Below are 370 nucleotides of genomic sequence, written 5' to 3'. Positions count from 1 at the left end.
TTGGCAAGTAATAGCCCAACTGGGGGATCTAGTGGTGGTGCTAATACGCAATCCGGTACTGGTCAAGGCGCCGGTGGTCCTGGTGATGGACAAGGTCCAGGCCAAGGCGCTGGTCAAGGTTTAGGCCCACAAGGTGGTGGCTCTGGTGGTAATACTGGAGGTTCTGGCAACAATCAGGATGACAATGAAGGTTCTGGTTCTGGCGGCTCCGGTGGTGGCGGTGGTGCCAACACAGGTGGTGGTGCTAATACGCAATCTGGTACTGGTCAAGGCGCCGGTGGTCCTGGTGATGGACAAGGTCCAGGCCAAGGCGCTGGTCAAGGTTTAGGCCCACAAGGTGGTGGCTCTGGTGGTGGTAATACCGGCGGCG

1 pseudogene is annotated in these 370 nt (G+C 58.4%); it reads left to right on the top strand.

Annotated elements, in window-relative coordinates:
• Positions 1 to 370 (top strand): annotated as a pseudogene (locus tag ICE94_RS08425) (hypothetical protein); the annotation flags it as partial.

The sequence above is a fragment of the Polynucleobacter sp. MWH-Loch1C5 genome, assembly GCF_018881775.1.
GTDB lineage: Bacteria > Pseudomonadota > Gammaproteobacteria > Burkholderiales > Burkholderiaceae > Polynucleobacter.
Note: the sequence above shows the minus strand (reverse complement) of the source record. Positions and strands in the feature narration are given on the sequence as shown.